The 24,212-nt window shown below is 66.9% G+C and carries 18 protein-coding genes and 1 other RNA gene; 6 read left to right on the top strand and 13 right to left on the bottom strand.

Features of this window, described 5'->3' with window-relative positions:
• Window positions 1-66 precede the first annotated feature (66 nt).
• The 3 genes from fis to LL962_RS14905 all read right to left on the bottom strand — a co-directional run bounded on the left by fis (window position 67) and on the right by LL962_RS14905 (window position 2,026).
• Window positions 67-339 carry a DNA-binding transcriptional regulator Fis gene (gene fis, locus LL962_RS14895; protein ID WP_104586025.1) on the bottom strand — a complete coding sequence of 91 codons (273 nt, stop codon included), beginning with the start codon at window positions 337-339 and terminating at the stop codon, window positions 67-69.
• Between the two features lie 115 nt (window positions 340-454).
• Window positions 455-1,516 carry a DUF3426 domain-containing protein gene (locus tag LL962_RS14900; RefSeq protein WP_228317469.1) on the bottom strand — a complete coding sequence of 354 codons (1,062 nt, stop codon included), beginning with the start codon at window positions 1,514-1,516 and terminating at the stop codon, window positions 455-457.
• Window positions 1,517-1,648: 132 nt separating this feature from the next.
• The gene (locus LL962_RS14905) at window positions 1,649-2,026 is read right to left on the bottom strand and encodes a helix-turn-helix domain-containing protein (RefSeq protein ID WP_104586021.1); all 378 of its coding nucleotides are present in this window, start codon (window positions 2,024-2,026) and stop codon (window positions 1,649-1,651) included.
• Window positions 2,027-2,171: 145 nt separating this feature from the next.
• Here LL962_RS14905 and LL962_RS14910 point away from each other — a divergent pair, with 145 nt between their 5' ends.
• Complete coding sequence (locus tag LL962_RS14910) at window positions 2,172-2,669, top strand: hypothetical protein (protein WP_228317470.1); 498 nt, start codon at window positions 2,172-2,174, stop codon at window positions 2,667-2,669.
• Between the two features lie 12 nt (window positions 2,670-2,681).
• Here LL962_RS14910 and prmA read toward each other — a convergent pair whose 3' ends face one another.
• Window positions 2,682-3,602: a 50S ribosomal protein L11 methyltransferase gene (gene prmA / locus LL962_RS14915; RefSeq protein WP_228317471.1), complete on the bottom strand. Its 921-nt coding sequence runs from the start codon at window positions 3,600-3,602 to the stop codon at window positions 2,682-2,684.
• A gap of 594 nt (window positions 3,603-4,196) precedes the next feature.
• Between prmA and LL962_RS14920 the strand changes: the two genes are divergently transcribed.
• Window positions 4,197-5,126, top strand: a complete 930-nt coding sequence (locus tag LL962_RS14920; RefSeq protein ID WP_228317472.1) for a hypothetical protein — start codon at window positions 4,197-4,199, stop codon at window positions 5,124-5,126.
• On the top strand, window positions 5,123-5,488 hold the full coding sequence (locus tag LL962_RS14925; protein ID WP_228317473.1) for a hypothetical protein: 366 nt from the start codon (window positions 5,123-5,125) through the stop codon (window positions 5,486-5,488). Before LL962_RS14920 ends, LL962_RS14925 begins: the two co-directional genes overlap by 4 nt.
• A gap of 258 nt (window positions 5,489-5,746) precedes the next feature.
• Here LL962_RS14925 and accC read toward each other — a convergent pair whose 3' ends face one another.
• The 8 genes from accC to LL962_RS14965 all read right to left on the bottom strand — a co-directional run bounded on the left by accC (window position 5,747) and on the right by LL962_RS14965 (window position 16,138).
• Window positions 5,747-7,114 (bottom strand): acetyl-CoA carboxylase biotin carboxylase subunit, encoded by a 1,368-nt coding sequence (accC, locus tag LL962_RS14930; RefSeq protein ID WP_228317474.1) that lies wholly within the window; start codon window positions 7,112-7,114, stop codon window positions 5,747-5,749.
• Window positions 7,115-7,251: 137 nt separating this feature from the next.
• Window positions 7,252-7,737, bottom strand: a complete 486-nt coding sequence (gene accB / locus LL962_RS14935; RefSeq protein WP_228317475.1) for an acetyl-CoA carboxylase biotin carboxyl carrier protein — start codon at window positions 7,735-7,737, stop codon at window positions 7,252-7,254.
• Window positions 7,738-7,832: 95 nt separating this feature from the next.
• On the bottom strand, window positions 7,833-8,279 hold the full coding sequence (gene aroQ, locus LL962_RS14940) for a type II 3-dehydroquinate dehydratase (RefSeq protein WP_104586005.1): 447 nt from the start codon (window positions 8,277-8,279) through the stop codon (window positions 7,833-7,835).
• Window positions 8,280-8,783: 504 nt separating this feature from the next.
• On the bottom strand, window positions 8,784-10,946 hold the full coding sequence (locus tag LL962_RS14945; RefSeq protein ID WP_441004876.1) for a prolyl oligopeptidase family serine peptidase: 2,163 nt from the start codon (window positions 10,944-10,946) through the stop codon (window positions 8,784-8,786).
• 137 nt (window positions 10,947-11,083) lie between these two features.
• Window positions 11,084-11,159, bottom strand: a non-coding RNA gene (locus LL962_RS14950) — sX9 sRNA.
• Between the two features lie 233 nt (window positions 11,160-11,392).
• The gene (locus LL962_RS14955) at window positions 11,393-13,711 is read right to left on the bottom strand and encodes a protein-disulfide reductase DsbD family protein (protein ID WP_228317477.1); all 2,319 of its coding nucleotides are present in this window, start codon (window positions 13,709-13,711) and stop codon (window positions 11,393-11,395) included.
• Window positions 13,712-13,727: 16 nt separating this feature from the next.
• The gene (gene cutA / locus LL962_RS14960; RefSeq protein ID WP_104586000.1) at window positions 13,728-14,051 is read right to left on the bottom strand and encodes a divalent-cation tolerance protein CutA; all 324 of its coding nucleotides are present in this window, start codon (window positions 14,049-14,051) and stop codon (window positions 13,728-13,730) included.
• A 314-nt stretch (window positions 14,052-14,365) separates the two neighbouring features.
• Window positions 14,366-16,138, bottom strand: a complete 1,773-nt coding sequence (locus LL962_RS14965; RefSeq protein WP_228317478.1) for an endonuclease — start codon at window positions 16,136-16,138, stop codon at window positions 14,366-14,368.
• Window positions 16,139-16,557: 419 nt separating this feature from the next.
• Here LL962_RS14965 and LL962_RS14970 point away from each other — a divergent pair, with 419 nt between their 5' ends.
• The 3 genes from LL962_RS14970 (at window position 16,558) to LL962_RS14980 (ending at window position 22,024) form a co-directional block, all read left to right on the top strand.
• Entirely contained in the window at window positions 16,558-16,845 is a 288-nt protein-coding gene (locus tag LL962_RS14970; protein WP_104585997.1) for a co-chaperone GroES, read from the top strand.
• 135 nt (window positions 16,846-16,980) lie between these two features.
• A complete protein-coding gene (gene groL, locus LL962_RS14975) occupies window positions 16,981-18,621 on the top strand; it encodes a chaperonin GroEL (protein ID WP_104585995.1) in 1,641 nt (546 codons plus the stop codon).
• A 589-nt stretch (window positions 18,622-19,210) separates the two neighbouring features.
• Complete coding sequence (locus tag LL962_RS14980) at window positions 19,211-22,024, top strand: TonB-dependent receptor plug domain-containing protein (RefSeq protein WP_228317490.1); 2,814 nt, start codon at window positions 19,211-19,213, stop codon at window positions 22,022-22,024.
• A 59-nt stretch (window positions 22,025-22,083) separates the two neighbouring features.
• On the opposite strand, the gene yjjJ is transcribed toward LL962_RS14980, so the two are convergent.
• Entirely contained in the window at window positions 22,084-23,469 is a 1,386-nt protein-coding gene (gene yjjJ, locus LL962_RS14985; protein ID WP_228317479.1) for a type II toxin-antitoxin system HipA family toxin YjjJ, read from the bottom strand.
• Between the last annotated feature and the right edge of the window lie 743 nt (window positions 23,470-24,212).

Raw genomic sequence — 24,212 nt, forward strand, 5'->3', positions numbered from 1 at the left:
GCAGCACGCATGCTCTTGCGGGTCCCGGGTCCCGGGTCCCGGGTCCCGGGTCCCGGGTCCCGAGCCTCAACTCAACCCGTATTCTTTCAGCTTCTTGCGCAAGGTCGCCCGGTGGATCCCCAGCATCGCCGCTGCACGGCTCTGATTGCCTTCGCAGTGGTTGAGCACTTCGACGAACAACGGGATCTCCATTTCGCGCAGCACGATCTCGTAGACATCGTCCGCATCGCTGCCGTCCAGGTCGCGCAGATAACGGCGCACGGACTGCGCCACGTGTTCGCGCAGGGGCGACTTCGGGACGCCACGACTGCTGTCAGGACGGGAGGAGGCTGCGTTCAACGAAAGTTCCCAGTGTCACGAAGCCGGGACGCGTGGCCGGCGAGGGGGAGTGAGTCTAGCGCGTGACCTCATCGCTCGCCACGCCCGTGTGGCGAGCCGTGCAGGTCCGGTCCGGCTAGCGGAAGTCGAAACTGAAGGCGGCCGTACTCGCGGCGGGCTCGCGGACCGCGAACGCCACCTGCACCGCCTGACCCGGGGCAAGCGTGTCCTGTCCAGGCGGCACCTGGCCCAGGTAGTCCTGCGGTGCCAGTACGCGGGTACCGATCACCCGGCCATCGGCATCGGACAGCGACAGCTGCAGCCATGGCCAGGCCTGTGCCCAACGGGCGTCGTTGCGAAAGCTGGCCTGGATCTGCAACACGCCGGGCATGCCGTGCAGCGGGCGCACATCGCGGTTGAGCAAGGTCAGCGCCGCCGGCTCGCGCCAGGCCGGCAGGCTGCAGCGCATCACTGCGCAGGCCGCGCTCGCCAGCGGGCGCCAGCGCGCATCGCCGGCCAGGCGGGCACGGTCGGCGATGACGATCTGTAGTCCCAGTGCGGCTGCCAATCCGAGCAGCATGGCCCACTGCCGTCCGCTGGCACGCAGCCGCGGACGACCAAGCCCACGCCGTGCGAACGTCGGAGCCGCGGGGGCGGGCAGGGGCAGCGGCGCGGCAACGGGAGCCCGGGTGGAGGCCGTCTGGCCGCCCGGCAGCGCCGCGTCGGAGGCGGCTGCGCCGTCCGCAAGGCTGGCGTCCGCGGCCGTGGGGATGGCGCGGCCGCTCATGGGCGCCGGCGGCGTGACGCCGTGCAGGCTGGCAGAGGGCGACGTCTCGGCCGACGGCGACGCTGCAGCGGCGTGCACGTCCGCAAGCGCAGCCGGGGGCGAGGCGGCGACCGAAACGACCCCCGGCATGCCGGCCGGGTCGGTGTTGTCGGCTTCCGGCGCGGACAGGTGTTGCCGATCGTCGAACCGGGCCTCCAGGTGGGCGGTGCCGGGCGTCGGCACCAGCGGCAGCACAGGGGGCGGGACCGGCTCGTGCGCGGGCGCTGGCGGCAGTTCGGATGGCGGCACCGGCAAGGTCTGCTCCGGCGGCTCGGCAGGCGGAACCACCGGCGTCGGGACCAGCGTTGGGGCGGCGGGCGAGGCACGCAGGAACGTGGCCAGGGGGCGGCGCGGTGGCGGAGTCTCGGACATCGGCAGGCGTGCAGCGGGAAGGCCTCTATTCAACCACGTGCGCGCCAGCGGGCGAACGCAGGGCCTGCATCCTCTATGCAGCCCAGGCTACAGCGGCATCGCCTCCGACTCGCGACGCCCGACTCCCGAACCTCAACGCCTGCGTCGCGTCTTCCCGTCTGCCAGCAGCAGATCCAACAGCCCGCTGCGCTGCCGCGGCGTCAGCGTGTCGAAGCGGACCAGCAGCATGCGCTGCTGGTCGTCCAGGCGGCGATAGTGGGCCGGATCCTCGGCAATGGCCGACACCGGTGGGCCGAACACGCGATCACCGCGGCCGGTGGCCAGGTATTCGAAGGCCATGCCGCTGCGCTTGGCCAGCCCGATCAGGTTCTCAACCGAGGGCGCGGTGCCTTCGGCCATCTCCCATTGTGCGACCGCGCTACGGGTGACACCGAGCTCGCCGGCCAGGGCTTCCTGGGTCAGCTTGGTGAAGCTGCGGGCTTCGCGTACTCGTTCGTACAGCTTGCTCACACGGCACCGGGACAGGAAACGGACAGGGCCGGGAGATATAGCCCTAGTAGCACTCGGCGATAGTTCGTATGTCTTTCATATCGCGCTATGTTTGCGATACTGTCTTCGCGTCGATGACGATGCGATCACGCCGAACTCAAGGAGGATGTTCATGGTCGAGCCTGCCGCCCCGGAACCGCGCCGCACGGCCCCCCAGTGGCCGCCGCCAACGGCGCCATGGCCTGCCGATTCGCCGCTGGACCCCGCGGTCGCGCGCTTCACCGGCGCCGCGCGTTACCAGGTCTGGCGGCGAGGCCAAGCCTGGACCGCAGTCGCCGACGGCGTGCATTGGTGGGCCGTGCTGGCGCCGCGCGCCTGGGCAATGCATTACCGGCACTGGCCGCTGCTGTGGGCTGCCCTGCCGCCTGTTACAGGGGCCGCGGGCGTTGCACTGGCCGGCGCCCAGGCATGGACGCCCGCTGCCTGGCTGCTGTTGCTGGTGGTCGAGTGTGCGTTGCGGGTTCACGCAGGCCGGCACGCCGGGCGCTGGCGCAGCGCGGCATTGCAGCGCGACGGCTGGCAGCCGGTGACCCTGCTGCGCGCGATCAGCGTGACCGACGCGGTGACCACGGCACAGATCCGCACCGGCCGTCCGCCGCATTGACCGGCCGGCGGCTCAGCGGCGACGCACGCCCTCGATCCGCATCCAGTCTTCTTCGCGCTCGCACTGCAATTGCTCGAACCAGGGCGCGTAGCGCTGCAGCAATTCGTCTTCCTGCCCATGCAGGATGCCTGACAGCGCGATCCGGCCACCCGGCGCAACGCGGGCGGCCAAGGTCTCGGCCAGCGCGTCCAGCGCCGATGCCAGGATGTTGGCCACCACCACCGGGTAGGTCTGCGCCGGCTCGTCCTGGGGCAGGTACACCGCCAACTGCGCCTGCACCGCATTACGCTCGGCATTGTCGGCACTGGCCAGCAGCGCCTGCGGATCGTTGTCGACGCCGACCGCCGTGGCCGCGCCCAGTTTCAAAGCGGCCACGGCGAGAATGCCCGAGCCGCAGCCGAAATCGAGCACGCTGCGCCCCTGCAGTTGGCCGTCGGTCGCCAGGCGGTCCAGCCAGCGCAGGCACAGCGCGGTGGTCGGGTGGGTTCCGGAGCCGAACGCCAGGCCCGGATCCAGCCGCACCACCGCGGCGTCGGCGGTGTCGGCGGCGGCAGGCAGTGCGTGGTTCCAGGGCACGATGAAGGTACGCGCGCCGAATTGCATCGGTTGGAACTGATCCATCCAGGCGCGTTCCCAATCGCTGTCCTCGACCATGCGGAAGGCGACCTGGCTCCAGTCCAGCCCGGGGTCGAAGGCTTCCAGTGCGGCCAGCAGCACCAGCGCATCGCTGTCGCCATCGAACAGCGCGGTCAGCACCAGGGTGTTCCACAGCGGCGTTTCGCCCACGCCCGGCTCGAGGATGGCGCGCTCGTTGCTGGTGTCGGCATCGGCGTCGAGCAGGGTCACCGCCAGCGCGCCGACATCGTCCAGCGCATTCTGGAAACGGGGCTGGGTGGCATCGGAGCAGGGCAGGGTCAGTTCAAGAAACGGCATCGTGGCGGTCGGTGAATTCGAAGCGTGCATCCTACCAAGCCGGCGTCGCGCAGCCCTCGTTTCGCGCTGCGCACCACGGCCTCGCGTCGCGTGCCGGTTGCCGCTCGAGGGCCATGACGGAACAGTGCGGGGCGGTCGTGGATGGCCACTTCGATCTGTCCGGCATGCGATGCGCGTTGCGCTGATCGATTGGCGGATACGTGTCCGCGGTGGCGTGCCGGGTCTCGAAGCGGCGACGCAGAGCAATGCAGTGCAGCAGGCGTCCAACCCATCGGATCCATGCCACGTTGCCTGCAGCGAACCCCGTGACTCGTGCGAGCTGCATGCCGCGCAGCAACGGCAGCTGGGGAAGGCCATTCAGATGATCCGGATCCGAACACCGATCGCCATGCGCGCGGCCTGCGCGGCGCAGCGCACACGGACGATAGCGCTTCCCGCACGCGGTTTTTTTCGATTGCGCCCACGTAGGGCGGCCACGTTCGTCGAACATCTGCGCCAATGGTCGCGCCCGTTTGCCCGCGGCCTCACAGGCAGCCGGGTGCTAGACTCCGCGCCATCGCTGCAGGCGTTCCTGCAGCAGAGGTGTCGCTGGTCATGCCGTTCGTTCGCGCCCGCCATCTTTGGCTATTGCCCGCTGCCGTCGCGCTCGCGCTGGCCGCGTGGTGGCACGTGCGTGCGCAACCGGCGGCCGCGGTCGCTACGGTCGCCGCCACCGGGGCCGACGCGGCGCAGCCGGCAGCCGGGCGGCCAGGGAATGCCCGCGCCCGTGCGGAACGTGGAATCGCCTTGCAATTGCCGTATCGCGATGCGGTGGACGCGCAACCGGATCTGTATCGTTATGCGCAGCAATTGCAGCAGCAGCTGCGCGCCGGCGATGCGCAGGCCGGATGGCGCTTGAGTCGTGTCTACGATTACTGCGCGCCCTACGCGGCCAGCCCGGCCGGTTATGCCGCCGACAGCGAATGGATCGCCGCGCAGGCCACGCCGGGTGTGGCCGCCATGCACGCAGCGCGCGAGCGGGTGGCGCAGCGGTGTGCGGGTTTCGCTCCGCACGATGGGCTCAGCCCACGCCTGGTGGCGCAGCAGCGTCTGCGCGCCGCGCGCGCCGGCAGCCTGGCAGCGGAGGCCGGCTTGCTGGCGCTGGGCGAGCCGCTGCAGGCCAGCGCGGCGTACAAGCGTGCGCTGGTGCAGCGCGTGCTGGCCTCGCGCGATCCGGAGGCCTATCTGGCACTGGCTCCGGCGATGGGCGCGCGCGCCAGCGGCGACGACAGTCTGGAAGGCTATGTGGCCGGCGACCAGTTCGCCGAACTGGCCTGGCAGGTGGCTGCGTGCCGGCTGGGCCTGGATTGCAGTGCCGAGAGCACGCTGGTCACCAGTTATTGCGCCAATGCGGGCATCTGCTCGCGCGCAGGCGCGCAGGATTTCGTGTCGTTTGTATTCGATGCCGCGATACCGCGGCAGGGAGCAGACAGGGTGGATGAGATGGTCGATGCATTGGTATCCGAGCCGGGAGCGCAGTCATGAATTACCGTCGATGGGCGCACGGCGCCAAGTTCTGGTTGTGGGTGGTCTTGTTCGTGGCGTATTCGGCCGCGGCGGTGGGCATCGTGATGATCGATACCGCCGATCACCGTTACCAGCCGTTGTCGGTCAGGTCGACGACCGTGGGTGCCGACGAACAGCAGCGCCGGCATGGCGCCAGCCAGGTGGCGGCGGTGTACCGCGCCGGCAGCGCGATGCCGTTCTCCACCCTGCCGGCCGGCTCCACCTTCCAGGTGGTCTGGCCGGACGGCTCTACCGAAACCATGACCGTGGTCGATCCGTCCTCGTCCAGCGGCATCGTGCCGGTGCCGGGCAGCCAGCAGGCGCCTGCGTCGCGGCCTTGAACGATGCAGTGCCTCGCGCGGCGATAGGCGCGCCGCCGCTGCGCATCCGGTAGCGCAGGCGGCAACGGCGGATAGGTGCGGCTGCAGCTCCGCCGTTCTCACGTGTGCAGACGACCAAGGCCTGCAGATCCTCGAACTCCTACGCATGGAGCGGCTGGCTTGCAGGGCCGATGGCGCGACACAGTGCCAGCGCGCTGCACCCGGAGCAATGAAAAGCCCGGTTTCCCGGGCGTTTCATCGGTGCCTTGGCGCCGGCGATCAGGTCAACGCAATCGACTTGTTCTTGCGCTCGGCCAGGCGCTTTTCCAGGTAGTGGATGTTCTGCCCACCGGCCTGGAAGCCCTTGTCGCGCATGATGCGCTGCTGCAGCGGGATATTGGTCTTGATGCCGTCCACCACCATCTCGCTCAGCGCCACGCGCATGCGTGCGATCGCGGTCTCGCGGTCCGGGCCGTGCACGATCAGCTTGCCGATCATCGAGTCGTAGTTCGGCGGTACCTTGTAGCCGGCGTAGATATGCGTATCCACGCGCACGCCCGGGCCACCCGGCGGATGGAAGGCGGTGATCAGGCCCGGGTTGGGCATGAAGGTTTCCGGGTCCTCGGCATTGATGCGGCACTCGATCGCGTGACCGCGCAATACGATGTCGCTCTGCTTGATGCTGAGCTTGTGGCCAGCGGCGATACGCAGCTGTTCGCACACCAGATCGATACCGGTGATGCGCTCGGTGACCGGGTGTTCCACCTGGATGCGGGTGTTCATTTCGATGAAGTAGAACCGCCCGTTCTCGAACAGGAACTCGAAGGTGCCCGCGCCGCGGTAGCCGATGCGGATGCAGGCATCCACGCAGACCTTGCCGATCTCGTTGCGCAGTTCTTCGGTGATGCCCGGTGCCGGCGCTTCTTCCGCCACCTTCTGGTGACGGCGCTGCATCGAGCAATCGCGTTCGCCCAGGTGGATCGCACCGCCCTGGCCGTCGGCCAGCACCTGGATCTCCACGTGACGCGGATTCTCCAGGAACTTCTCCATGTAGACCTGATCGTTGCTGAAGGCGGCCTTGGCTTCGGACTTGGTGGTCTCGATCGCGGCCTTGAGCGCGGCTTCCGAGTGCACCACGCGCATGCCGCGCCCGCCGCCGCCGCCGGCGGCCTTGATGATCACCGGGTAACCGATCTCGCGCGCGATCTTGGTGTTGGCGACGATGTCATCGCCCAACGGGCCGCCCGAGCCCGGCACGCACGGCACGCCGGCGGCCTTCATCGCACGGATCGCTTCGACCTTGTCGCCCATCAGGCGAATGGTGTCGGCCTTGGGGCCGATGAAGATGAAGCCCGATTCTTCCACCCGTTCGGCGAAGTCGGCGTTCTCCGACAAAAAGCCGTAGCCAGGATGGATGGCCTGGGCATCGGTGACCTCGGCCGCGGCGATCAGCGCCGGGATATTGAGATAGCTGTCGCTGGACGCAGCAGGGCCGATGCACACCGACTCGTCGGCCATGGCCACGTGCTTGAGGTTGCGGTCGACCGTGGAATGCACCGCGACCGTGCGGATGCCGAGCGTATGACACGCGCGCAGGATGCGCAGCGCGATTTCGCCGCGGTTGGCGATGACGACTTTATCGAGCATGGGATGGGATTCCGAACACAAGGGGTGTTCGGGACCCGGGACCCGGGACCCGGGACCCGAAAAAGCAACCGGCTGCAGTTTTCACCGCTGTCCTTGCTCTTCCGGGTCCCGGGTCCCGAGTCCCGGGTCCCGGCAAATCAGCCAATCACAAACAAGGGCTGATCGAATTCCACCGGCTGGCCGGTCTCGCCGAGGATGGCCACGATGGTGCCGGCGATGTCGGCTTCGATCGGGTTGAACATCTTCATCGCCTCGATGATCGCCAGCGTTTCGCCGGCCTTGACCTGCTGACCGACGCTGACGAAGGCCGGCTTGTCCGGCGCCGGGGAGGTGTAGAAGGTGCCGACCATCGGCGCGCGCAGCACGTGGCCTTCCGGCAGCGCCGCGCCCTGCTTGGCACCCCCGGTGGAGGCTTCGGTGGGCGACTGCATCGGCATGCTGGCCGCCGCCGGTGCCGCTGCGGCAGGCGCGGGGGCGTAGTGCTGCACCGGGGCACCCATCACCTGGGCGCCCTTGGGCACGCGTGCCAGGCGCACGCTTTCTTCGCCTTCCTTGATCTCGATTTCGGCGAGATTGGATTCTTCGAGCAGGTCGATCAGTTTCTTGATTTTGCGGAGATCCATGAGGGCCTCTTGAGTGAATCGGTGGACGGTGCCGGCGGAACCGGCGCAATGGGGTCAAATCGCCGACGGGTGGGCCGGCGCGGCTGGGGGGAAGGTCATGCGTCGCGCTCCAGGCGCGCGATCACCGCTTCCAGCGCCAGCCGGTAGCTGTCGGCGCCGAAACCGCAGATCACGCCATCGGCCTTGTCGCTGAAATAGCTGTGATGGCGGAACGGCTCGCGCGCATGCGGGTTGGACAGGTGGATCTCCACGAACGGCAGGCCCACCCCCAGCAGCGCGTCGCGCAGCGCCACCGAGGTGTGAGTGAAGGCGGCCGGGTTGATCAGGACATAGGCGGTGCCGTCCTCGCGGGCGGCATGCAGGCGTTCCACCAGCACATGTTCGGCGTTGGACTGCAGGCAGGTCAGGCTGTGTCCGGCCGCCTGCGCGCGATCCACCAGGGCCGCGTCGATCTGTGCCAGCGTGGTGCGCCCGTACACCTCCGGCTCGCGAGTGCCGAGCAGATTGAGGTTGGGTCCGTGCAACAGCAGCAGGTGGGCCATGGGATCCGGCGGAGTGGACAGGCCGGAAGTCTGCGCGATGCTGGCGATGCTGTCCAGATAGCAGAAGTTATGCTTGTTTTAAACTAACGTTTGAATCTGCGGCAATTGCCGGTGGCGGTGGACACTGCCGGTAACGGCGGACATGTCCTGGGCCGGAGGCCCGGCATGCACGCCGCGGCAATCCGCATCGCTGGGTGGCCGCCATGCCGCTCAAACTCGCCGATCGTGTGCCCCCGAGTGCACGACAGGTGCCGATCCCGGTGGTGGTAGGGCGAAGTGCAAGGGCCTGGCCAAGCATCATCCCTTGCTGCACGTCACTGTGCCGTGTCGGCGGCAGCAGGTTCGGCTTCTCCGCTGGCGAGCGTAAGGCGACCGATGGGATCGCGCGCCCGGCCTGCCGCGGCGGCTGTGCCCACCCACGCTGCACGCTGCATGGACTTGCAGCGTGCAGCGTGCAGCGCGAACGCCCGGTGCCGCACCGAGGTGCGCCGCCGACGGTGGGCGCTACCGGCCTTCGGCCGCGGCGGCGTCGCTTCCGATCTTTCGCCACAGGAAGGTGTACATCAGCGCGGCGCTGTGAGCGGCTGCGGCGTTATCGCCGGGGTTGGCGTGGCCGCCCTCGGTGCTTTCGTAAAAGACGACATCCTTGCCAGCATCCAGCATCCTGGCGGCCATCTTGCGTGCATGCCCGGGGTGGACGCGATCGTCGCGGGTGGAGGTCAGGAAGATCGTAGGCGGATAGGTCTTGTTCGGATCGAACAGGTGATACGGAGAAAAGGTCTGGATGAACGACCAGTCCGCAGTGTCCGGATTGCCGAACTCGTCCATCCATGATGCACCGGCCAGCAGATGGTTATAGCGCCGCATGTCCAGCAGTGGCGCTTCGATCACTACTGCCCCGAACAGCTGGGGATACTGGGTCAGCATGTTGCCGGCCATCAATCCGCCGTTGCTGCCGCCGCGCACGGCCAGGTGTCTGGCCGACGTGACCTTGCGGGCGATCAGGTCCTGCGCGATGGCGGCCATGTCTTCGTAAGCCTTGTGCCGGTTCTGCTTGAGTGCGGCCTGATGCCACCGCGGGCCGTACTCGCCGCCGCCACGCATGTTGGACAGTGCGAAGACCCCGCCCTTCTCCAGCCAAGCCCGTCCCATGACGCCGGAGTAGTACGGCAGCATCGGGATCTCGAAACCGCCGTAGCCATAGAGTTGGGTCGGTGCGCTGCCATCGAATGCCAGCGCCTTCGGGCGGACCAGGAAATACGGGACGCGGGTGCCGTCCTTGCTGGTGACGAAGTGTTGCTCGATGACAAACCGGCTGGCGTCGAAGAATGCCGGCAGTGCTTTCAGGCGCTGCGGTTGCTTGCCGATCTGCGCCAGCGACAGTGTGGGCGGAGTGAGGTCGTCGGCGACGGTGAGCCACACTGCATCGCTGTCGAGGTCGTCCAGCGCCTTGATCTCTGCAGCGCCGAAGCTGGGTGCACCGACGAACGCGCTGCGCTTCCAACCCTGCGCACCGGGCGTCAGCACGCTCAACCGCGTTTTGACGTCATCGAGGATGTTGAGCACCAGGTGCGAGCGGGTCCAGACGGCACTGCTGAGCGAGGCGGTGTCGGTGGGCTGGAAGACCACCTCGAAGGCGCGCTTGCCCGCCATGAAGTCGTCGAACCGGGTGGCCAGCAGTGTGCCGGCTGCATAGGTCTTGCCGTCGACACTCCATGGCTCGCGCAACTCCAGCGTGAGCCATTGGCGATGCAACTGCTTGCTCGCCGAGTCCGGCACCTCGATCTGAACCAGGCGTCCGCTGCGCTCGCGCAGATACCAACGCTTGTTACGGATGCCCAACTCGCGAATCACGATATCCCGCTCGAACCCCGGGGTGTCGTCATGGAAGGCCCTCACGCGCATATCCTGCGGGCTGCCCTCGTAGACGGTCGTGGCGGTGTCCAGGGCGGTGCCGCGTTTCCACTGTTTGACCACGCGCGCGTAGCCCGAATCGGTGGTGGTGCCAGCGCCGAAGTCGGTACTGACATAGACGGTGTCCTGATCGATCCAGGACAGCTCGCCCTTGGCTTCGGGCCGGACGAAGCCATCCTGCACCCACTGCTTGTCGACCAGGTCGAACTCGCGCGTGACGTCAGCATCGGCACCGCCGCGCGACAGGGTGATCAGGCAACGGCGATAGGCCGGGCGCAGACAGTCGATGTCTTCGTGCTGCCATGCCCAATCCTTGCCCTCGCTCTGGTTGAGCGCATCCAGGTCCAGCACGGTTTCCCATTTCGGCGAAGGCTTGCGGTACTCGGCTGGTGTGGTCCGTCGCCATATGCCGCGTTTGTGCTGTTTGTCCTGCCAGAAGTTGTAGTAGCTGTTACCGATCTTCTGTACATCAGGAATTTTCGCATCCGAGTCCATGACTTCACGGATGCGCGTTTCCAGCTGTTTGAAGTCGGCGGTATCGGCCAGTTGTTTCTCGGTGCGTGCATCTTGTTGCTCCACCCAGTCGAGTGCTTTCGTACCGGTGATGTCTTCCAGCCATAGATACTGGTCTGCAGGCGGCGTTGTGGCTGCGGCAGTCGTAATGCCGGGCATCGCAGCTGCTGCACAGGCGCCTGCGACGCCGAAAAGAAACAACGCTGCACCGAAAAGGGTGCGAGTGGACGTGGGGACCATTATGTTGCCATCGGCCAAGGGGGGGCGACAGCATAAAGTCGAAGATCGCGTGATGGTCGCGCAGTGAATATTGTTGAGAAATGCGCTTTTGAGAAACGCGCTTCGCACTGCGGGCCTTTATACAGAAGTTCAAGAGCGGCTAACAGAACGTAGCGAGCGGTCGTCAGGTGGGTGTGGACGGCGCGGAGGAACCGGAGTGTACGTCTGGTACATGAGGATTCCGAGCACCGGCCGCGCCCGCCTGACGGCGGCGCAGTAGTTTTGTTAGCCGCTCTGAATATTCGGATGCAGCCGAGTGAATGAATTGAGGGCCGGCTGGCGCCGGATGATGGTCGTCGACATGCGGCGGCGCGCAGGCTTCCGACGACAACGGCATCCACGTTGCGCGGATCATCTCGACGGCACAACTCAAGGTCGTCGCTGCCGGCGCAACAGCGCCGCCGGGCTCAGCGCGCCGCGCGCAGCAGCGCATCCTCGGTGATCGCGCCGGTCAGCACGGTCGGCAGGATCGCCGGCGGGGCGCCGGGGCCATAGACCACGTACAGCGGCACGCCTACCGCCTGGTGCTGGTCCAGGAAGGTGCTGATGGCCGGATCCACATTGGTCCAATCGCCCTTCATGTACACCGCATCCACCCGGCGCAAGGCGTCGCGGAATTCGGCGCTGCTCAGCACGTTCTTCTCGTTGGCCTTGCAGGTCACGCACCAGTCGGCGGTCATGTTGACGAACACCACGCGGTTGTCGGCACGCAGGCGATCCAGCAGCTGCGGCGAAAAGGCGACCACTCCTTCGCTGGCGGCGGTGGCCGCGGGCAGGCGCAGGCGGGTGACCCCGACCACCGGCACGATGGCCAGCACCAGCATGACCGCGGCCAGGCTCAGGCCCGGGCGGTTGCCCTTCCAGCGGCTGCGTTCGAAGCACCACAGGCCCAGCGCCAGCAAGGTGGCGCCGACCAGCATCAACGCCACCGCGTCCACGCCGCGCTGCTTGCCCAGCACCCACAGCAGCCAGATCGCGGTGAGATACATCGGGAAGGCCAGTACCTGCTTGAGCGTTTCCATCCAGGCGCCGGGCGTGGGCAGGCGCCGCGCCAGCGAGGGAATGAAGCCGATCAGCAGGAACGGCAGCGCCAGGCCCAGGCCCAGCACCAGGAACACCAGCATCGCCAGCGCCGCGGGTGCGGTGAATGCATAAGCCAGCGCGGTACCCATGAATGGTGCGATGCACGGGCTGGCGACCACACAGGCCAGCACGCCGGTGAAGAAGTCGCCGAGCGGCCCGTTGCGCGCGGCCAGAGACTGGCCGATGCCGCCCAGATTGCTGCCCAGCGTGAACACGCCCGACAGGCTCAGGCCGATCGCGAACATCAGGTAGACCAAGGCGGCCACGAACCAGGGCTGCTGCAGCTGGAAGCCCCAGCCAGCCGCCTGCCCGGCCGCGCGCAGCGCGATCACCAACCCGCCGATCGCGGCGAACGACACCAGCACGCCCAGCGAATACCAGATGGCGTGGCTGCGCGCGTGGCTGCGGCTCTCGCCGCTGTGGGCCAGGCCCAACACCTTCAGCGACAGGATCGGCAGCACGCACGGCATCAGGTTCAGCACCAGCCCGCCGAGCAGGGCCAGCGCCAGCATCGCCAGCAAGCCCTTGTCGGTATGCGGCGGCTGGGTGCGCGCCGGATTGTCGGCCGCAGCGGATGCCGCGGCGGGCGCGGCGTCGGCGCGTGGAGCCGGTGCCGCGCCGCTCGCCGCCTGTCCGGCGGCCAGCGGCGAGATCATCAAGGGGGCGGCCTGCGCCTGGTTCGGCGGCGACACCGTGCCGGACGGCAGTTCCAGCGCCACGCGGCGGGTCATCGGCGGGTAACAGATGCCGTCGGTCTGGCAGCCCTGGAAGGTGGCCACCAGTGTCATCGGGGTCGGGTCGGCACGCTCGCGCAGCAGCGGGAGGGTGACTTCGGCCTGGTCGAAATACACCACGACATCGCCGAAGTGTTCATCGCGGTGGGTCTTGCCCTGCGGCCAGCGCGGCAAGCCGGGACGGACCCCGTTGCTGCCTTCCACCGCCAGCGAGGTGCGATCGCGGTAGAGGTAGTAGCCCGGTGCCGGAGTGAAGCGCAGCAACAGGCTGTTGCCATCGCCAACGATGGCCTCGAACCGGAATGCCTGCTCGGCAGGCAACGGCAATGCATCCATGCCGGCCGCTTGGGCGTTCGCGCCGAACAGCCGTGGGCCGCGCGGCACCAGCGCGCCCAGGCTCTCGCGCGGGCGCGCCGCAAGCGCGGTGGCGGCGCCGTCCCCCGGCGCTGCAGGCAGACGGACGCGGATCTCGCGGCGTTGCGGCGGGTAGCACACCCCGGCATCGGCGCAGCCCTGGTACTGCACCTGCAGCACCGAATCCTGCGTCGATGGCTCGGCGGTGCCGGCCAGGGTCGCCTGCAAGCGCGTGCGGTAGGTCTGGACCTGACCGAAGAACTCGTCGTGCTTGCTCTCGCCTTCCGGCAGCGACAGCTCGCCCGCGGCGAAGCCCTGGCCAGACTTGACCCCGATACGATGGCGATACAGGTAATAGCCAGGCGCGATCTTCCACTGCAACTGGATGCGGTCGCGGCTGTCGGCTTGCGCGCTCAGGGCGAAGGCCTGATCCACCGGCAGCAGGTCGGCCTCGCTGACCGCCTGCGCGGCAGGCGCAACCAGCGCGAGCGCGGCGGCGATGACGGGGGCGGCCAGGAGCGTGCAGCGGGCGATGCAGCGGGACAGGGACTTCATGGACGTCGAGGATTCCTTAGCGGGTTTCGGCCCGGACCCAGTCGAAATAGGCTGGCAACCCGGCGCTGGCCTGGACCGCCACCGCCTCCGGCAGGGCATACGGATGCAGGGCCTGCAGCCGTGCGATGGCGTCCGGCAGGCGGTCTTCCCAGGTCTTGATCAGCAACTGCACCTCCTGGCTGCGTTCGATCGCCCCGTTCCAGCGGTACAGCGACTGCACGCCGGGCAGCTGGGTGACGCAGGCGGCCAGCCGCTCCTCCAGCAGCGCATGCGCGATGCGCTCGGCACTGTCGGTATCGGGGCAGGTGCTCAGTAGCAGATGGAGGGAGGAGGCAGTCATCGGATCGGGCAGTGTAATGCCCCGCCTGCGGGGGATCGACCGTAGGTTCCGGAACGCGGCGTCGCTTTCGCCCGTGCGATCTGCATGGCCGGGCACCATGCGCCATCGACGTGGCCGGATGGCCTCTGCATACCGCGAAACGCTGACGTCCAGCGACCTGGGCCCGCCCGGGCCGGGCGCGGATCGGCAGATTGCATCCGCGCCCGCCAGCAGCGGGCGGACAGTGACGGGGCCGGCACGCAGCAACAGGGCGCATGCGATATCCGCGGCCCACAGGGCGCCAGCCCGACGCCAGGGCGCCGGGCTGGTCCTGCTCAGTTGGCCAGCTGGCAGCTGGCCGGCCTGGCCGAGGTGAACAGGCTACTGGTGGCCCATTCGGCGTGGTCGATGAAGGGGTTGCGGTTGCCCTGGAAGCTGAAGATCACCTGGTTGCGGGCGCGTTCGGCATCGTCCGGTGGGTCGGCCTGGTGCCAGGCCAACAGCGTGGACAGCAGGCCCATGTAGGCGGGCGAGGCCGAGGTCTGCACGATCCGGCTGCGGTCGTCGGTGAGCTCCAGGTCCGGCTCGGACTGCCCGGTGGCTGCATCGGTGCCACCTTCGTAGCGGATCGCCATGTACATCACCGCGCGCGCCATGTCGCCCTTGCGCCGGCCCCACACCTCGAAGGTGCCGCCATTGCCGTCGGGCGTCCGTACCCAGTTGGAATTGCCCGGGTAGCGCCCGCTGCCGCCGCCACTCCCGTCGTTGACCTCGGTCACCCGCTCGCCGCAGCTGCTGGTGCAGGTGGCATAGGGCTTGTTGCCGCGGTCGGCATTGAAGGCGGTGTCGGTCAGATACAGCATGTGGGTGTCGGTGTAGGGCGCGTACGGCAGGCCACGGTCGCCGGTGGCGCTGCCGAAGCCCAGCGAGTTGGGCCAGGTGTGTTCGCGGTTGTAGGTGAGCCCGCTGCCGGTGCCGGCGCGGTCGCTGCCCTTGGCATAGCTGCGATTGCGGTAGGCATCCAGGATGCGGCCGTTGTTGTTGGGATCCTCGTCGGCCATTTCGAGGATGGTCCAGGTGCTGGTGCCGGTACCGCTGTACGGGTAGACCGTATGGCCCTTGATGGTGGCATGCAGCGAGCAGCGCAGCTGGCTGGCGCTGGCGGTGTTCACCCGCGCGTAGTAGCCGCTACCGCCGCCGCTGGCGGTGGCCACGGTGAAGGCGATGGACTGGTTGGCCGCCGGGTTCAGGCCGCTGGCGTCGCGGATGGCGCTGGCGGTGATGGCCAGGGTGCAGCGTTCGCCGCCGACCAGGGCGGTGTTGGTGGACAGGGTGAAGCGGGTGCCGCTGGTCGGGTATGTCAGTGCCACGTTGCCGGAGCTGGCGCAGCTGAGCGCGAAGGCGCCGCTGCTCAGGGTGACCGCCTCGCTGAAGCCCACCGCCAGATCGCCGGCCGCCGGGAAGCCGGTCGCGCCCTGGGTCGGGGTGGTGCTGGTGATCGTCGGGGCGCCGCTGGTACCGCCACCGCCGCTGCCGGTGAAGGTCTGGCCGCGGTTGCAGGCGCCGAAGGTCTGCGCCGCCGAGCCGGCCCAGCTGAAGTTGGCCGCGCTGCTGCCGGTGCCGGTGAGCTGCAGGGAACTGCCCACCGCGCTGGCATTGCTCTCGCTGACCGGCAGGTTCTGGCTCGCGACCCCGGCCGCCGCACCGCCGCTGCCGGTGATGGCGCCTTCATAGCTAAGGAACTGCACCAGCCGCCCGCTGGGATCGACCAGCGCCACGCCGTCGTTGGGGCCGTTCTGCACGCCGTTGCTGGGGTAGCTCACCGCCGCGATACGGACCTGACTGCCGCAACTCACCAGGCTGCCGGCCGGTACCGCGGTCGTGGCGTACACCGTCGCGGCGCCTGGATTGCTGCCGTTGTAGAGCTGGATGCGGTAGCCGCTCAGCGACTCGCCGGCGGTGGCCACCACTTCCACGCCTTCGCCGCTGTCGCCGGAGGCGCCCGCGTCGTCGTAATGCAGTTCGTTGATGAACACCGCGGCATGGGCGGTGGGAATGGCCAGCACGGCAGCGCAGGCCAACGGGAGAGAACGCAGCGGCAACCTCATCGACAGCTCCTTGTGATCGGGAATGCGCTGCCGACTGTAGAGCCTGCGTATGACAATAGGTGGACCCTGGTTCCATTTCAGAACATGGGCTGCACGCCAGGGCAGGTGTGCGCTGTGCATTGCATGCCCACGCACTGGTCTGCGGACCCGGCACCGATGCCTGTCGTCCTCGCTCGCCTCTGCCTGCTCGCCTCCTAGCCGTGTCGGTGCGTGCCGATGGCGGCCAGACCGGGCCCGCCCCATCGGCAGGCGAAAAAATTTTGCTTTCGGGCCCTTGAAAGCCGCCTGCGCAGCACAATCTCTGGCCCGCACCCGTTCTGTCGGGTTTTTCCGTGCGTTGTGTTGGCAGTCGTCATATGCGAGTGCTAACATCGCCGACAATTTCCAGACCAATCAAACACTTAAGAGGGTCTTTCTCAATGAGCATCAAGCCGCTTCACGACCGCGTTGTAGTCAAGCCGATCGAAGCCGACGAAGTTTCCGCCGGCGGCATCGTGATTCCGGACTCCGCCAAGGAAAAGTCCACCAAGGGTGAAGTGGTCGCCGTTGGCGCCGGCAAGCCGCTGGACAACGGCAGCCTGCGCGCCCCGGCGGTCAAGGTCGGCGACAAGGTCATCTACGGCCAGTACGCCGGCAGCAGCTACAAGGCCGAAGGCGTCGAGTACAAGGTGCTGCGCGAAGACGACATCCTGGCCGTCATCGGCTGATAGCCGTTGCCGGCGGGATTCGGGAGTCGAGATTCGGGATTGGTCACCGCGGCTTGCCGCACCAATCCGCCTCTCCTCCGGATTCCGCTCCAGCCAATCCCCAATCCCCAATCTCAAATCCCGGAGTAACAACCAATGGCTGCCAAAGACATTCGTTTCGGTGAAGACGCACGTACCCGCATGGTGCGTGGCGTCAACGTGCTTGCCAACGCCGTGAAGGCCACCTTGGGCCCGAAGGGCCGCAACGTCGTGCTCGAGAAGAGCTTCGGCGCCCCGACCATCACCAAGGACGGCGTCTCCGTCGCCAAGGAAATCGAACTGGCCGACAAGTTCGAGAACATGGGCGCGCAGATGGTCAAGGAAGTCGCTTCCAAGACCAACGACAACGCTGGCGACGGCACCACCACCGCCACCGTGCTGGCCCAGGCCCTGATCCGCGAAGGTGCCAAGGCCGTGGCCGCCGGCATGAATCCGATGGACCTCAAGCGCGGTATCGACCAGGCCGTGAAGGCTGCGGTTGTCGAGCTGAAGAACATCTCCAAGCCCACCACCGACGACAAGGCGATTGCCCAGGTCGGCACCATCTCGGCCAACTCGGACGAGTCGATCGGCAACATCATTGCCGAAGCGATGCAGAAGGTCGGCAAGGAAGGCGTGATCACCGTCGAAGAAGGCTCGGGCCTGGAAAACGAGCTGGACGTGGTCGAGGGCATGCAATTCGATCGCGGCTACCTCTCCCCGTACTTCATCAACAACCAGCAGAGCCAGTCGGCCGACCTGGACGACCCGTTCATTCTGCTGCACGACAAGAAGATCTCCAACGTGCGTGACCTGCTGCCCGTGCTGGAAGGCGTGGCCAAGGCCGGCAAGCCGCTGCTGATCGTGGCTGAAGAAGTCGAAGGCGAAGCGCTGGCGACCCTGGTGGTCAACACCATCCGTGGCATCGTCAAGGTCGTGGCCGTCAAGGCACCGGGCTTCGGCGACCGTCGCAAGGCGATGCTGGAAGACATGGCCGTGCTGACCGGCGGCACCGTGATCTCCGAGGAAGTGGGCCTGGCGCTGGAAAAGGCGACCATCAAGGACCTGGGCCGCGCCAAGAAGGTGCAGGTCTCCAAGGAAAACACCACCATCATCGATGGCGCCGGCGACACCGCGGCGATCGAATCGCGCGTGGGCCAGATCAAGACCCAGATCGAGGACACCTCCTCCGATTACGACCGTGAGAAGCTGCAGGAGCGCGTGGCCAAGCTGGCCGGTGGCGTTGCAGTGATCAAGGTCGGCGCCTCGACCGAAATCGAAATGAAGGAAAAGAAGGCTCGCGTCGAAGACGCCCTGCACGCCACCCGTGCAGCCGTCGAAGAAGGCGTGGTCCCGGGCGGCGGCGTGGCCCTGGTGCGTGCGCTGGTGGCCGTGGGCGAGCTCAAGGGCGCCAACGAAGACCAGACCCACGGCATCCAGATCGCCCTGCGCGCCATGGAAGCCCCGCTGCGCGAAATCGTCGCCAATGCCGGTGAAGAGCCGTCCGTGATCCTGAACAAGGTCAAGGAAGGCAGCGGCAACTACGGCTACAACGCCGCCAACGGCGAGTTCGGCGACATGGTCGAATTCGGCATCCTGGACCCGACCAAGGTCACCCGCTCGGCACTGCAGAACGCGGCCTCGATCGCCGGCCTGATGATCACCACCGAAGCCATGGTGGCCGATGCGCCGAAGAAGGAAGAGCCGGCGATGCCGGCCGGCGGCGGCATGGGCGGCATGGGCGGCATGGATTTCTGATCCACGCCACTTACGCTGTCGCAGCAAAAAGGACCCCGCCGCAAGGCGGGGTTTTTTTGTGGGCGCTGGACGGATGGCGCAGGCGGCGATTGCCGCTTGAGAATCGGCGCCGGTGCGTGCGGCAGAGGCGCGGCGACTGTCGCCCGCACCGCCACGCCGGCGTCGTGGCTTCGTCAGCGCCGGGCGCGCGAAGAGGCGGCATCACCAACGCCTTCGGAAGCTCCCAGGCGGGCTCCGGACGTCGCGCCGGACGCGACCATCAATCCGCTCGCTCGGCGTGCGGTTCGCACCGTGCGAAGTCCGGCGTCGCGCCTGAGTTCGCGGAACGCATCACATTTGCGTGTCAATCTGTTGACACCGATGTCATCACAGTTCTAGCGTCGCTGCGCAGGCGTTTGCGCCGAGCGGTCGGGGGGCCATCGGACAAGGGGCGGCGGTGCATGCATCGCCGGCAGGCGTCGTTGCAGTGCATCGCCACGCCGGCCGCGTCCGGCTTCTCCCGGGGGATTTTATGAACTGCCGCAGTCATCGCCTTGCCTTGTCCATTTCCTTGTCCCTTGCACTGACGGCCGCCACTGCGCCGCCGCTCCTGGCCCAGCAAGCCGAGCCGGATTCGCCACGCGCCACGTCCACCCTGGATGCGGTCAGCGTCACCGGCTCGCGCATCAAGCGCGCGCAGGTCGAAGGTGCGCAGCCGGTGGTCACCATCACCGCGCAGCAGATCCAGCAGGAAGGCTTCGCCACCGTCTACGACGTGCTCAACAGCATGAACCAGCAGGGCTCGGTGGAAGCCGACACGCAGTGGGGCTCGCACACGCCCAACGCCTCGCCGATCAACCTGCGCGACCTGGGACCGGGCCGCACGCTGCTGCTGGTCAACAGCCGCCGGGTGGCCGATTACCCGCTGCCCTACGGCGGCGAAAGCAACTTCTCCAACTACAGCAACATCCCCGCCGCCGCAGTGGAGCGCATCGACATCCTCACCGGCGGCGCTTCGGCGATCTACGGTTCGGACGCGGTGGCCGGCGTGATCAACGTGATCCTCAAGCGCGACTACCAGGGCGACCAGTTCCGCCTGCGCGGCGGCACCGCCACCGAGGGCGGGCGCGACAGTTTCGACGCCTCCTGGGCCGGCGGGCGCACCGGTGACAACTGGAGCGTGACCTACGCCGTGCAGGCCACCCGGCGGGACCCGCTGAGCGGGCGCGATCGCCCGAAGATGGATGATTCGGACGATATGTCCTACTCCAACTGGACCGGCCAGAACCGCCGTTATGGCTTCAATCCGTTCACCGGTCTGAGCCTGGTCGACGCCACGACCAACGAACGCCTGGCGCCGCCGGCCGGCACCTGCGCGCGCTTCGGCGGCGAGTTCATCGACGGCCAACGGCTGAGCTACAACCAGAACACCGGCGTACTCACCGATGCGGGCAGCTACTGCGGGATGGCACGCGATTACGGCGATTGGGGGCTGGTCACCGGCAGTGAGGACTATTCGGCCTATCTGTACGGCACCTGGAAGTTCGGCGAGGCGACCGAGGCCTGGGCCACGCTGTCGGCCAACCGCAGCATCGGGCGCTGGACCTACGACCCACCGTATGTATTGCTGGGGCCGTTCCAGGACGCACGCACCGGCCGGCAGTTGAATGCCATCCGCCAGCTCACCCGCCGCGAGGCCGGTGGCTGGGACCGGCTGGCCAACTACAACAAGGAACAGTCCTGGGATCTGGGCGCGGGCCTGCGCGGGGTCTGGGCCGACCGCTTCGATTGGGAGTTCAACGTCGGGCGCTCGCGCTACACCGTGGACGAATACATCCGCACCGTGGATACCGCACGCGCCACCGATTACTTTCTCGGCAGCGCGCTCGGCACCGGCGCCGCCGGTAATCCGATCCGCGCGGTGAACGAGGCGCGTTGGTACACGCCGTTGTCCGGTAACGAGTACGACGAGCTTGTCGCCAAGTCGCACAACTCGGCGTATTCGTGGGTGAATCAGGCCATTTTCAGCCTCAGCGGCGACGTGGTGCAGGGCTGGGCCGGGCCGATCCGCTTCGCCACCGTGGCCGAAGTCGCCAAGCAGGGTTATCAACTCTCCCCCGATCCCTGCGCCAATACCTGCTATCCGGTGGATGTGGTCGACAGCGGCGGTGGCGAACGCCTGCGCAGTTCGGCTGGGCTGGAATTCCAGATCCCGCTGCTGTCCACACTCAGCGCCAATATCGCCGGCCGCTATGACCGCTACAGCAACTATCGCTCGTCCGCAGCGATCCAGACCGAAGTGGGCGAGCAGAGCGATACCACCTGGAGCGCAGGGCTGGAATGGCGGCCGGTGGAGAGCCTGCTGGTGCGCAGCACCCTGGCCACCAGCTTCCGCGCGCCGGACATGCACTACGTGCTGGGCGAGCCCAGTTCCACCAATCAGACGGTGATCGATCAGTACCGTTGCATCACCTCCGGTGCGTATCAGACCGGCGGCTGCAACGACGAGAACAGCAACATCTTCTACACCGTGGACGTGAACCGGCGCGGCACTCCGGATCTGCGCTCGGAAACCGGCCGCTCGTTCACCGGCGGCGTGGTGTGGGACATCGTGCAAGGCCTGTCGCTGAGCGTGGACTATTACCGCATCCAACTGGAGGACATGATCAAGGATCTGGATCGCGACGAGATCCTGTCGGCCGAAGCCGGTTGCCGTACCGGCACCACCATCAGCGGCGGCGCCTGGAACAATCCCGGCGGGGCAGGCTATTGCGACACCATCACCTCACGCGTGGCGCGCAATGCCGACGGCACCATCGCCGCCATCGAGCGCGGCCCGATCAACCTGGCGCAGATGGAAACCTCCGGCATCGATGCGTCGTTGAAGTATCGGCTTGCCACCGCCGATTGGGGCAACTTCCAGCTGTCGCTGGACTACAACACCCTGATCGCCTACCGCGAACAGATCTACCGCACCGACAGCGACGAAAACCGACGCGACGAGCGCGTGCGCAGCCGGGTGCGCGGCAGCGTGCACTGGGACAACGGCGGCGCCTGGGACTGGACCGTGTTCTTCCGCCGCCTCGGCTCGATGCGTGCGGTCAACTGGGGCACCTGCGCACGCTTCGACGATGGCTACCAGCCCAGCGCTTCGGACCAGTGTCTGGTCACCGATACCGGCAACGTGAATCTGGGCCAGACCAGCAAGCGTTACTTCGGCCGCGTGGGCCCGGCGATCTACTGGAACCTCAGCACCGGCTACCGGATCACCGATCACGCCAAGCTCAATTTCTACATCAACAACGTGTTCAACGAAGTGGGCTACGAGAACAAGGAGCGCTTCTACGGCTACGGCTTCTACAACACCACCTTGTTCAACCCGATCGGCCGCGAAGTGGCGGCGGAGTATGTGTTCACGTTCTGAGTGAGGGTCATTGCTGCGGACACGCCACGGCACCGTTGCCGTGGCGTGCGGCAATGCGATCAGGCAAGACGCGATGCGGTTCGGCGCAAGCTTGCCAACGCGCGGGTGGCGATGCCGCGCATCTGATCGCTCAAGGCCGCGTCGTCGATGGAGCGCTGCCAGAACTGTTCGGCCATCGCTGCGGCGCGTCGCCATTGTGCAAATTGACCGACCGTGGGTGGTGGACTCTCGATGTCCCTTGGCACGATTTCGCCACTGGATGCCGGCCGCAGCGCCATCGGCAACATGTCGTACACCGGCGCGAGCCGCAGCGGCAACGTGTCGGCAAGAATCAGCGCTGCGTTGCCCAGATGCATGTCGGTGTTGCCGATGAGCACGCCGAACCAGCTGATCACCTCAAGACGCTCGGCATCTTCCGCACTCAGCCAACCATCGCGTTTGAGCAGCGGCGCAAGCGCGCGCCATGTGCCGACCTCCGACTGCCCATAGAACGCGGTAAAGATCGCCATCAACGAGACAAAGCCGTGGCGGCCCAGCGTCGGGGTGCGATCGAAGCGCGTGGATTCGAGAAAGACGCGCTCGCCGGCCTCCAGCCGCTGCGTCGTTGCGGCTGCGATGCCACCGGCAAGTAGCACCTGGTTGGCCAGGTACTCCATCTGCAGCAGGTCCGCCCAGCGCCGCCCGGCCGGCTGATCGATCCGGTCGGAGAACTTCACAATGACCGGACGATACCCGCCGTGTTCGCGCAGCACGGCAGTGAACTTCGGCTGTTCCCCTGCAGCGGACGAGCCGACGTCCTCGCCGCGCAGTGCGGCATCGGCGTGCTTGAGATATGCCTGCGGGCGCGCTTGGATGTCGATGCACTCGGGCTGGTCGATCGACGGCAGTGCGCGCGCCAGCGCATGCTCGCCAACAAGCAGGTCGCCGAGCTGGTCGTGACCATCGGACAGCAGCGCGACGAGTGTGTCACCGGGCGACCACAGCGTGAGATTTTCAGGGAGCCGCAACGGTCCGGAGACGCGACGTGCCAGATTGTGCCCGAGAAATCCCTGCGGGCGTTGGTCATCCAGAAACCAGGGCAGCGACTCGAACACGCCCAGCTGCATCGGCGGATGCAGGAGCACCGGGTTTTCCTGCAGCAGCTCTACGAAGAAGTGGTCGTGATGGAGTGCATGCAGCTGGCCCAACGCCACAACGCGGGCATGGCTGTCGATGCGGTAGAGCGGCCAGACGCGCGCGCCCCGCACCTCGCCTGCGGCGGCATAGCTGGTGGCGCGCGCGCTGCCGTAGCGCCGCACCGCAGTTCCTGCGGCGGCAACCAGACGAGAAAGCGTTGCCTTGCTCACGCCCAATCGCCCGGCAAGATCGGCGCCGCGCAACGGGCCGTTGACGCGCAGCGTGGTGACCAGGCGCTCCACTGCTTCGGGCTGAGGCATGTAAACCACCAATGAAACGATTTGTGAAACGATATATCAGGCTTGTCTGTTGTAACAAGTGTTTGATTTTTAGGTTAAATTACAGGGCATAGGGATGCGTCAAACGTTGGGGTGAAACGATATTTCGGCGTTCCGGGGCTGGAGAATGCCCGGAGCGCACCTTGCACAGAGCTGGAGCGCCCCAGCCACGGCTGAGGTCTGACAAGACGGCGGTGCGGCACCGTTCATATCACAGCTGCTGGACACTGTATCCGCATCCGCTTGCCACGAAGAGCGGGCCTAAACGCTCATTTGTATGCCGGGATAAAAGCGCACTCTGCACCTGGTGTGCGCGCTGTCAGGCGGGTGAACCCCACGCCAGCGCCTTGATCGCACCGCTCCAGTGACGCGCAGCACTATCCCGCGGCAGTGCCGCTGCACGTAAGGCAATCGGCAGCTCGCTAGCGATCGGATTGCATTCCGTTGCCCTGATCAACCGTTGCTGGCAAGCCTCTGGCTTCCTGCCGAGCCACGCAATCATTGCTTCGATGCACATGGTCTGTTGCCGATGAAACAGTGGCACCACATAAAAACGCGTGTTATCAATGCATCCCATGAACGCACCCCGCAGCCAGTTTTATTTTTGGTACTACGGCTTTCCGATGCCGCTGGCGGAGGAAGGAGTGCGCTCACCCTGAAGGAAACTTCAGCAGCATTCCCGAAAAGCCGCCAGCGCACACTGGCGGCTTTTTTGTTGCCGCCTCGCCTGGCTC

Source organism: Xanthomonas sp. NCPPB 1067, from assembly GCF_020783795.1.
In the GTDB taxonomy this organism is placed as follows: domain Bacteria; phylum Pseudomonadota; class Gammaproteobacteria; order Xanthomonadales; family Xanthomonadaceae; genus Xanthomonas; species Xanthomonas melonis.